Origin of the sequence: Salipiger sp. 1_MG-2023 (genome assembly GCF_030547555.1) — a bacterium.
In the GTDB taxonomy this organism is placed as follows: domain Bacteria; phylum Pseudomonadota; class Alphaproteobacteria; order Rhodobacterales; family Rhodobacteraceae; genus Salipiger.
Genome location: NZ_JAUOQN010000015.1, coordinates 83,023 through 92,343, shown reverse-complemented (window position 1 = coordinate 92,343; position 9,321 = coordinate 83,023). Strand labels below are relative to the sequence as shown.

General features: G+C 65.6%; 8 protein-coding genes and 1 tRNA gene. 5 read left to right on the top strand and 4 right to left on the bottom strand.

What is annotated here, in order from left to right; translation table 11 throughout:
• Window positions 1–181: 181 nt before the first annotated feature.
• The gene (tig, locus tag Q4543_RS09760; RefSeq protein WP_303437716.1) at window positions 182–1,513 is read right to left on the bottom strand and encodes a trigger factor; all 1,332 of its coding nucleotides are present in this window, start codon (window positions 1,511–1,513) and stop codon (window positions 182–184) included.
• Window positions 1,514–1,696: 183 nt separating this feature from the next.
• Here tig and Q4543_RS09755 point away from each other — a divergent pair.
• Window positions 1,697–1,770, top strand: a tRNA-Gly gene (locus tag Q4543_RS09755).
• Between the two features lie 382 nt (window positions 1,771–2,152).
• On the opposite strand, the gene aroB is transcribed toward Q4543_RS09755, so the two are convergent.
• Together aroB and Q4543_RS09745 are read right to left on the bottom strand one after the other, a co-directional pair.
• Window positions 2,153–3,262: a 3-dehydroquinate synthase gene (gene aroB, locus Q4543_RS09750; RefSeq protein WP_303437715.1), complete on the bottom strand. Its 1,110-nt coding sequence runs from the start codon at window positions 3,260–3,262 to the stop codon at window positions 2,153–2,155.
• Between the two features lie 2 nt (window positions 3,263–3,264).
• Window positions 3,265–3,840, bottom strand: a complete 576-nt coding sequence (locus tag Q4543_RS09745) for a shikimate kinase (protein WP_216005851.1) — start codon at window positions 3,838–3,840, stop codon at window positions 3,265–3,267.
• A 96-nt stretch (window positions 3,841–3,936) separates the two neighbouring features.
• Between Q4543_RS09745 and Q4543_RS09740 the strand changes: the two genes are divergently transcribed.
• The 4 genes from Q4543_RS09740 (at window position 3,937) to Q4543_RS09725 (ending at window position 8,049) form a co-directional block, all read left to right on the top strand.
• The gene (locus Q4543_RS09740; protein WP_216005852.1) at window positions 3,937–4,086 is read left to right on the top strand and encodes a hypothetical protein; all 150 of its coding nucleotides are present in this window, start codon (window positions 3,937–3,939) and stop codon (window positions 4,084–4,086) included.
• Window positions 4,076–5,638: a hypothetical protein gene (locus Q4543_RS09735; protein WP_303437714.1), complete on the top strand. Its 1,563-nt coding sequence runs from the start codon at window positions 4,076–4,078 to the stop codon at window positions 5,636–5,638. Before Q4543_RS09740 ends, Q4543_RS09735 begins: the two co-directional genes overlap by 11 nt.
• The gene (locus tag Q4543_RS09730) at window positions 5,635–6,561 is read left to right on the top strand and encodes a site-specific tyrosine recombinase XerD (protein WP_303437713.1); all 927 of its coding nucleotides are present in this window, start codon (window positions 5,635–5,637) and stop codon (window positions 6,559–6,561) included. Before Q4543_RS09735 ends, Q4543_RS09730 begins: the two co-directional genes overlap by 4 nt.
• A gap of 162 nt (window positions 6,562–6,723) precedes the next feature.
• Window positions 6,724–8,049, top strand: a complete 1,326-nt coding sequence (locus tag Q4543_RS09725; protein ID WP_216005854.1) for an HlyC/CorC family transporter — start codon at window positions 6,724–6,726, stop codon at window positions 8,047–8,049.
• On the opposite strand, the gene Q4543_RS09720 is transcribed toward Q4543_RS09725, so the two are convergent.
• Window positions 8,000–9,187 (bottom strand): histidine kinase dimerization/phosphoacceptor domain -containing protein, encoded by a 1,188-nt coding sequence (locus Q4543_RS09720; RefSeq protein WP_303437712.1) that lies wholly within the window; start codon window positions 9,185–9,187, stop codon window positions 8,000–8,002. The two genes, Q4543_RS09725 and Q4543_RS09720, sit on opposite strands and share 50 nt — an antisense overlap.
• Between the last annotated feature and the right edge of the window lie 134 nt (window positions 9,188–9,321).

Below are 9,321 nucleotides of genomic sequence, written 5' to 3'. Positions count from 1 at the left end.
GGGGGCCGGCCTGCGGCGCCACCGGGGCGCGGACGCGCGCGGGGGGGTCACCACCCCCCGCGCGCCAAGGCCCCGCCCGCGCTCACCCCCCCCACTGGCCCCAACCGAAAACCCCGCGCGGGTTCCCCGGCGCGCTTTTCCTGTGTCAGGTCAGGGGTGGCGGGGCCACCCCGTCCCGGTATCACTCTTCGTCAAGCGCCTCGACAGCGGCCTGAAGCTCGTCCTTGGTGACTTCTTTCTCGGTCACCGTGGCCTGCGCCGCGATGTGATCGATCACCTTGTCTTCAAAGATCGGCGCCCGCAGTTGCTGCTGCATCTGCTGGTTCTGACGCACGAAGTCGAAGAACGCGCGCTCCTGCCCCGGATACTGACGCGCCTGCGAGATGATCGCCTGGGTCATCTCGGCATCGGTCACTTCGACCTCGGCTTTCTGACCGATTTCGGCCAGCAGTAGGCCAAGGCGCACGCGGCGCTCGGCAAGGGTCTTGTGCTCGTCGGTGGGTTCGATGGAATCGTGGTTGTGATCCTGAACCTCGGGGTGCTCTTCGTGCCACAGCTGGTGGGCGATCTGGCCAGCCTCGGCCTCGACCAGCGCCGGGGGCAGCTCGAAGCTGACCAGCTTGTCGAGCTCGTCGAGCAGGCCGCGCTTCATCACCTGACGCGCCGCGCCGGCATATTCGGCTTCGAGACGCTCGGAGATCTGCGCCTTGAGCCCGGCAAGATCCTCGGCACCGAACTTCTTGGCCATTTCATCGTCGATTGCGGCATCGACCGGCTCTTTGACGGCCTTGACGGTCACGTCGAACACGGCGGCCTTGCCAGCGAGGTTCTCGGCGCCGTATTCCTCGGGGAAGGACACCTCGACAGCCTTTTCGTCACCGGCCTTGACGCCGACCAGCTGCTCTTCGAAGCCGGGGATGAACGAGCCGGAGCCGATCACCAGCGGGTAATCCTCGGCGGTGCCGCCGTCGAATGCCTCGCCGTCGACCTTGCCGACGAAATCGATCACGACCTGATCGCCGTCCTGCGCTTCGGCATCTGCCGCGCGGTCGTTGAAATCCTGCGCGGTCTTGGCGAGCGAGGCCAGCGCCTCGTCGACAGCGGCATCATCTGCCTTGACCACCAGCTTTTCGATCGCCACGCCGCTCAGATCGAGCTCGGGCACCTCGGGAAGCTTTTCATAGGACATCACGACAGCGACGTCCTCGCCTTCCTTCCAGTCGTCATTGGTCATCTTGACCTGCGGCTGAAGCGCCGGGCGATCGCCGCTGGCTTCGAAATGCTTCGACATGGCGTCGTCGATGGCTTCCTGCATCGACTCGCCCATCAGGCGCTGCCCATACTGCTTCTTGAGAAGCGGCATGGGCACCTTGCCCTTGCGGAAGCCCTTCATCTCGATCTCGGGCTGTGCTTCCTTGAGCTTGGAGTTAACCTTCGCGTCCAGTTCCTCGGCGGTGAGGACAAGCTCGTAGGCGCGCTTCAGCCCTTCGTTCAGAGTCTCGGTGACCTGCATACCATTTCCCTATGCTTCTTGGGCGAGGCCCGGACGGGACCCACCACGCTCATTAGATTTTGCGGTCTTCTAAGCGCAAGGGGCCATGCCTGCAAGGCGGATTCGCCCGCTGCAACGCGGCAGGGCCGTGCGAGCGAAGAAGGGCTTGCCACTGCCGGAACAGTGCAGTAGTCACATGGCGTCGCGGGTGTAGCTCAATGGTAGAGCAGCAGCTTCCCAAGCTGAATACGAGGGTTCGATTCCCTTCACCCGCTCCAATCTCCGCTCATTGCTATGCCTTTGCCTGATACAGGCGCCGCAGGCTGTTAGGCGAAAAATTGTTTCACCAGACGCCAACAGAGACCCTGCCCCGGGCCGCCACAACCGCGCCGGGGCGAAAGATTTTCACAGAACGTTTTTTACGGAGGCTGCGGGGTGCCTTAATACAGGCGCTTGCCACGCCGGACCACGGCCAGCATCCCGTTCGGGGCTGGCAGAAAACAGCAGGCAAGCACGAAGCGCAGCGGGTTGATCATCATCATGCCGAAATCCCTCCGGGTGAAGCGTCCCGAAGCCGCTCTGCTTCGGTTCGCCTGACCCTTAGGAGATCAACGACTCGGTTCCATGACAGGCATGAAACGATCCTGCGACAATCACCGCCTAGCGGCGGCGCAGCCCGTCCTCGAGCACGGCAAGGACCGTCTCGCGCGGCACATCCGCCGTGACAAAGGCCTGCCCGATCCCGCGCGCAAGGATGAACCGGATCGCCCCGTCGAGCACCTTCTTGTCCTGACCCATCAGCGCATAAAGCGCTTCGGCCGAGGGAAGATCGCCGGGAATATCGGCCAGATCGACCTTCATGCCCATTTGCTTGAGGTGGGCGCGCAGCCGCGACGGGTCTTCCTGCGCGCACAGGCCCAGCCGCGAGGACAGCTCGAAGGCAAGCCCGCAACCGATGGCAACGCCTTCGCCGTGCAGCAGCCGGTCCGAATAGCCGGTCGCCGATTCCAGCGCATGGCAGAAGGTGTGCCCGAGGTTGAGCAGCGCCCGATCGCCCTGTTCGGTTTCGTCCCGCGCCACGATCTCGGCCTTCATTTCAACCGAGCGCCCCACGGCGTGGGTCAGCGCCGCCCGGTCGCGGCGCCGGATGGCATCGGCATTGCTTTCCAGCCAGTCAAAGAATGTCGCATCCCCGAGCAGGCCATACTTCACCACCTCGCCGTAGCCAGCGAGGAAATCGCGATCGGTCAGCGTATCGAGCACCGCGATATCCGCCAGCACCAGACTGGGCTGGTGAAACGCCCCCACCAGATTCTTGCCGGACGGCGAGTTGATGCCGGTCTTGCCGCCAACCGAGCTGTCGACCTGCGCCAGCAGCGATGTCGGAATCTGCACAAAGCGCACGCCCCGGCGCAGGATCGCCGCAGCGAATCCCACCAGATCGCCGATCACCCCGCCGCCAAGCGCCACCACCACGTCGCGCCGCTCGACCTTTCTGGCGAGCAGCCATTCCACCACATGTTCCAGCTCACGCCAGCATTTCGTCGCCTCGCCCGGCGGCAGGGTCAGCGACTCCCAGGCGATCCCCGACGTTTCAAGCACCGCCTGAAGCGCCCCGAGATGCGCCTTGGCGACAGTGTCGTCGCTGACGATGACCACCCGCTTGCGGGGCAGCAGGGGCAGCAGCATTTCTCCAGCGTTTTCCAGAACTCCGGCACCGATTTGCACGTCGTAAGCACGCGCGCCAAGCGCGACATGAACCGTCTTCACCCTCAGACCTCCTCGGCGGCCAGCACATCCGGCCGCGTTATCAGCAATTCGATCACCCGTTCGGCCATCTCGTCGACGCTGCGTCCCTGCTCGGACGTCACCGCCAGATCGGCCAGCCGGTAAATCGGAACGCGCGCCTCGTAGATGTCGCGCAATGTCGCGTGTGGATCGGCGGTGCGCAGTAGCGGGCGGGTGCTTTTGTGGCGCACCCGGCTCCACAGCACCGGAAGCGCCGCGTCCAGCCAGACGGCGACGCCGCGCTCGGTGATCATCGCGCGGTTTTCGGCCCGCATATAGGCACCGCCGCCGGTCGACAGCACGGCGGGCCGCCCATCCAGCAGCCGGGAAATCACCTGCGTCTCGCGGTCACGGAAGAAGGACTCGCCGTCGCGCTCGAAGATTTCTGCTATGCTCATGTTCGCGGCGGATTCGATTTCGGCATCCGAATCGCGGAACGGCACGTCCAATGCCAGCGCCAGCGCCTTGCCGACGGCGGTCTTGCCCGCGCCCATCATTCCCACCAGCACCACTGTCTTTTTCAACGTAAGCGCCTGCACCCTTGTATCTCGGCCATCCATCGCCAATTGTTCCTCCCGAACGGTGAATGACGTGAGTTTGGCCAAAAGGCCAGTTATAAGTTCCCGAAAACGACACGAGGCAGGACACCTGAGCATATGGGACGCATCATCAAATGGCTTTTTATCCTGCTGGTCCTTGGCGGGATCGCGCTGGTGGCTTACGCCTATGTCGGCCCGTTCTTCGGCGCCGATTTTTCACCGCCCCAGACCGAGATCCGCCAGCCTGTGGAGCTCAATGCGAACTAGCGCCGCGCTCGCCGTACTGCTGAGCCTTGCGGGCAGCCTGTGCGCCGCGCAGGGCCGCCCCGGTGCGCCAATGTCGGCCATCGGCTGGCTGGGCAGTGACAACGTGCCGACCGTGATGCCCGCGCCGGCCCCGATGATCCCGCTCAAAGAGCCGCCGACCGCCTCCAGCGGCGCCAGCCCCGAGGTCGAGACCCTGCCGCTGGGCGCGCCGTCGCCCGGCGCTGCCGGGCTGTTGCCGATGTCGGTGACCGGCCTGCCACGCTCGTTGTGGGGCAGCAGCGAGACCGGTACGCTGTCCTCGCTTCTGGCCGCGGTCGATCCGTCAGAACCGGCGCTGTCGGCGCTGCTCTTCACGCTGCTGCTGGCCGAGGCGGATGCGCCTGTGGCGGCCGATGGCGGCGCGCGCTTTCTGGCCTCGCGGCTCGATCGGCTGCTGGCAGAAGGCGCCATCGACCCGGCGCTGGCGCTGATCGAACAGGCCGGGCAGATCGAAACCCCGATCCTGTTCGAGCGCTGGTTCGATCTTGCGCTTCTGGCCGGGCGGGACGATGCCCCCTGCGCCGCGCTTCAGGACCAGCCCGAGCTGTCGGACGACCTGCCGACCCGCATCTACTGCGCCGCGCGTCGCGGCGACTGGGATCATGCCGCCACGGTGCTGGGCACGGCGCAGGCCCTTGGGCAGCTGTCCGAACGGGACGGAGAGTTGCTGCTGCGCTTTCTCGAACCTGAACTGGCCGAAGGCAGCCCCCCCGTGCCGGTGCCGCCGCGCCCGACCCCGCTGCAATTCCGCCTGTTCGAAGCGATCGGCGAGGCGCTGCCGACCCAGCCCCTGCCCCGCGCCTTTGCGGCCACCGAATTGTCCGGCACCAGCGGATGGCGCGCGCAACTGCTGGCGGCAGAGCGGCTGGCCCGGCGCGGTGCCCTGTCCGAGAATCGCCTTCTGGGGATCTATTCCGACCGTAAGCCCGCCGCGTCGGGTGGCGTCTGGGACCGGGTTTCGGCGGTGCAGAAACTCGATGCGGCGCTGGCCACCGGGCGCAGTGACCTCGTTGGTCCGGCGCTGGTGAAGGCATGGCCGCAGATGCGCAGCGCCGGGCTGCTGGTGCCGTTCGCAAAGCTCTTCGGGCCGCGGCTTGCCGAGCTGACCCTGAGCGGGCGCGCCGCAACGCTGGCCACCCGCGCCGAACTGCTTTCGGATGCCTACGAGCCCGCCGCCCAGAAGCTGGCCGCGCCCAAGGGGCTGATGGCGACGGTTGCGGCCGTGGCGCAGGGCGAGCCCCCGGCATTTGTGCCCGATGGCGGCACCCAAGGCGCCGTTGCGCGCGCGTGGTCAGGGGCAACGCCCCCCGAGGCGCTGCGCAATATGCTCGCCGAAGGCCGCCTTGGCGAAGTCATCCTGCGCGCCATGGCGCTGCTTTCCTCGGGCGCCGAAGGCAACCACGAAGACCTGACCGAAGCGCTTGCGACCCTGCGCGCGGTCGGGCTTGAAGACACGGCGCGGCGCGCTGCCATTCAACTGCTGATCCTGTCCGACGAAGGCGCCCCGCGATGAGCGCCGCCAACTGGATCGGCGCGTTTCTCGAAGCGCAGGTGGCCGAACGCGGCGCGGCAGACAACACCACGCTGGCCTATGGCCGGGATCTTGCGGATTTCACCCGCTGGCTGGCCGGGCGCGACCTTGCGCTGGACACCGCACAGCGCCGCGACGTCGAGGATTACCTCGTGCATTGCGAAGCTCAGGGGCTGGCGCTGGCCACCCGCGCCCGCCGGTTGTCGTCGATCAAGCAGATCTACCGCTTCACCTTCGAAGAAGGGCTTCGGGCCGACAACCCGGCGATCCAGATCACCGGCCCCGGCAAAAGCAAACGCCTGCCCAAGACGCTGAGCCTCGAGGAGGTCGACCGACTTCTGGCAGCCGGGGCAGCGCATGGCCGGACCGAGGATGACCGCGCCCGCAACGCCTGCCTGATGCAGCTGCTCTATGCCACCGGGATGCGGGTGACCGAGCTGGTGACGCTGCCGATGTCCTCGGCCCGCGGCGATCCACGGATGCTGCTGATCCGCGGCAAGGGCGGCAAGGAACGCATGGTGCCGCTGTCGGCGCCCGCGCGCGATGCGCTGGCCGACTGGCTGTCGCGGCGCGATGCGATTGACGCCGCGCGCCGGGCAGAAGGCAAGCCCGTTCAGTCGCACCTCTTCCCCTCGCGCGGCAAGGCCGGGCATCTGACCCGCTACCATTTCTACGTGCTGATCAAGGAGTTCGCGGTCGAGGCCGGGGTGTCGCCCGCAAAAGTCACCCCGCACACCCTGCGCCACGCCTTTGCCACGCATCTGCTGCAGAACGGCGCAGACCTGCGGGCGATCCAGACTTTCCTGGGCCATGCCGATGTCGCCACGACCGAGATCTACACCCATGTGCTTGAAGAACGCCTGAAGGAGCTCGTGCTCGAGCATCATCCGCTCGCCAAGGACTGACCGAGCCGCCCAGAGATTGCGCGCCGCAAGCCCCTGCCCGATCTTCGCAACGCAAGGGCCTCGATAAAAAATTTGCCACCCCGCTTTGCGCCCGTGGCCCTTGATCGATCCCCGCTGCGCCCCCATAACCAGAGCTGACCTCGGAAGATCGAAAAGAACATCATGGACGCCACAACCACCGACGCCGCCCTCTGGATCACCGCAGGCGCAATCTTGCTGCTGATCCTGATGTCTGCCTTCTTCTCCGGCTCGGAAACCGCGCTGACTGCGGCCTCGCGCGGCAAACTGCGCGCCGCGCAGGATCGCGGCTCGAAGGGCGCCGAAACCGCGCTCAAGCTGACCGAGGACAGCGAGCGGCTGATCGGCTCGGTGCTGCTGGGCAACAACCTCGTCAACATCCTTGCGACCTCGCTCGCCACGACCATGTTCACCGCCATTTTCGGTGACAGCGGCGTTGCGATGGCGACGCTGATCATGACCTTTCTGGTGCTGATCTTTGCCGAGGTGCTGCCCAAGACCTATGCCATCACCAACCCCGAAACCGCGGCAGCGGGCGTTGCGCGGCCGATCAGAATAATCGTCCTTGTCTTCTCGCCCGTGGTGAACGCCATTCGCGCCATCGTGCGGCTGATCCTGCGCGTCTTCGGTGTGCAGACGGACCCGGACAGTCAGGTGCTCGCCGTGCGCGAGGAAATCGCCGGAGCGCTGCAACTGGGCCATTCCGAAGGCGTCGTCGAAAAGGAAGACCGCGACCGCATTCTTGGCGCGCTCGACCTTGCCGAGCGCACCGTCGAAGAGATCATGCTGCACCGCTCGAACATCGAGATGGTCGATGCCGATCAGGAGCCGCGCGTCATTCTTCAGAAATGTCTCGAAAGCGCGTATACCCGCCTGCCGGTCTACCGCGGCGATCAGGAGAACATCATCGGCGTCGCCCACGCCAAGGATCTGATGCGCGCCATGTACGACACCATGGAAAAGGCCGGCGACAACGCCGCCGAAGCGCTGAGCGAATTCCGCATCACCGACGTGATGATGAAGCCCTATTTCGTGCCCGACACCACCACCCTTGCCGACCAGATGCGCAACTTCCTGAAGAAGCACACGCATTTCGCGCTGGTGGTCGATGAATACGGCTCGCTCGAAGGGCTGATCACCCTCGAGGATATCCTCGAAGAGATCGTCGGCGAAATCACCGACGAGCACGACCCCGACGCCGAACATCAGGTCAATGCGGGGGCCGATGGCTGGTACTGGCTGGACGGCGCGATGACCATTCGCGACCTGAACCGCGCCACCGACTGGGCGCTGCCGGACGACGAGGCCAACACGCTTGCCGGGCTGGTCATTCACGAGGCGCAGATGATCCCGACCCCCGGCCAGCGCTTCAGCTTCCATGGCTTCCGGTTCGAGGTGATGGAGCGCGATCACAACCGCATCACTCGGCTGCGGGTGCGCCCCCTCGTGCAGCAACAGCCCGCGGGCTGATCTGGCCGGAATCGGCCTCGGCCCCGGCGTCGAGGTCGATCGGCAGTTCCGAGCGCAGCTCGAAGCCTTGCGGCGTCCGGCATTCGGTCAGCGTGCCACCAACCTGCGCTGCGGCAGCCTGCATCAGCCGCGCTCCGAGCGAGGTCGAGTTCAGCTCGTCCACTTGTGTTGTATCACCGCTCTCGGCGCCATTGTCCCGGCACACAAGCGTCATCCGGTTGGGGCCGACGCGGCGCAGCTCGAAGCACACGCGCAGTCCCTCGCCATTGGCTGGCCGCGCGTATTTTCCGCTGTTCGCGGCGAATTCATTGACGATCACCCCAAGCGCCGCCGCCACCCGGCTGTCGACCTGAATCGGAGCGGCGTCGATGTCGAATTGCGCCGCGTCGGGGGCGTTGCGCTGAAGCAGCAGGGCAACCCGCTCGAGATAGCTGTCGAGCCGCAGGTGGTGCATCTTTGACGTCAGGTTCAGCTCGGCATGCAGCTGCGCAATGGCATCGACCCGGCGCCCCACCGCATCCAGCGCCTCGCGCGCCTCGTCCGAGCGCATCCGCGCCCGGTACAGCCGAATGGTCGAGGCGACGGTCTGCAGGGAATTCTTCACCCGGTGGTCGATCTCTTCGCGCAGGATCTCCTTGTTGCGCAGCGCGCGCTCGAGGTCGAGCTGGCGCATCACCTGACGCGCCATCACCTCAAGCAGTTTGCGCTCCGCAGCGCTCAGGCGGCGCGGCTTGTTGTCCAGAACGCACAGGGTGCCGATGCGATGCCCGGAGCGGGTGATCAACGGTGCGCCCGCATAAAAGCGCAAGTCTGAAACCAGCCCGCAGCACAGCGGGTTGTCCGCACTGCGCACGTCGTTCAGCGTGTCTTCGATCTCGAGCAGGCCATCCTCGAGAATGGCATGGGAACAGATCGACTGGTTCAACGGGGTCTCGGACGGCGCAAAGCCATGGCGGGCGCGAAACCACTGCCGATTTTCGTCCACAAGACTGATAAGAACGACCGGCACCTTGAGCGTGGTGGCCAGCAGATCCACAACCTCGTCGAATGCCGGATCGGCTGCCGCGTCGAGCACGCCAAAACTGCGCAGCTCGGCGAGCCGCTCGTCCTCGATCGAGGGTTTCCGCGCGAGTACCATTCTGAGCCCCGCCCACATCTTTTTTCAACTGAGGTCCAATTTTATGGATTCACGAAGTCTAGTCAACTCCTCACGCTCCGTCAGCGGACGCGATTCGCCCGTCTTCTCGCAGCGAAGGACTCGCCCTGTTCGGG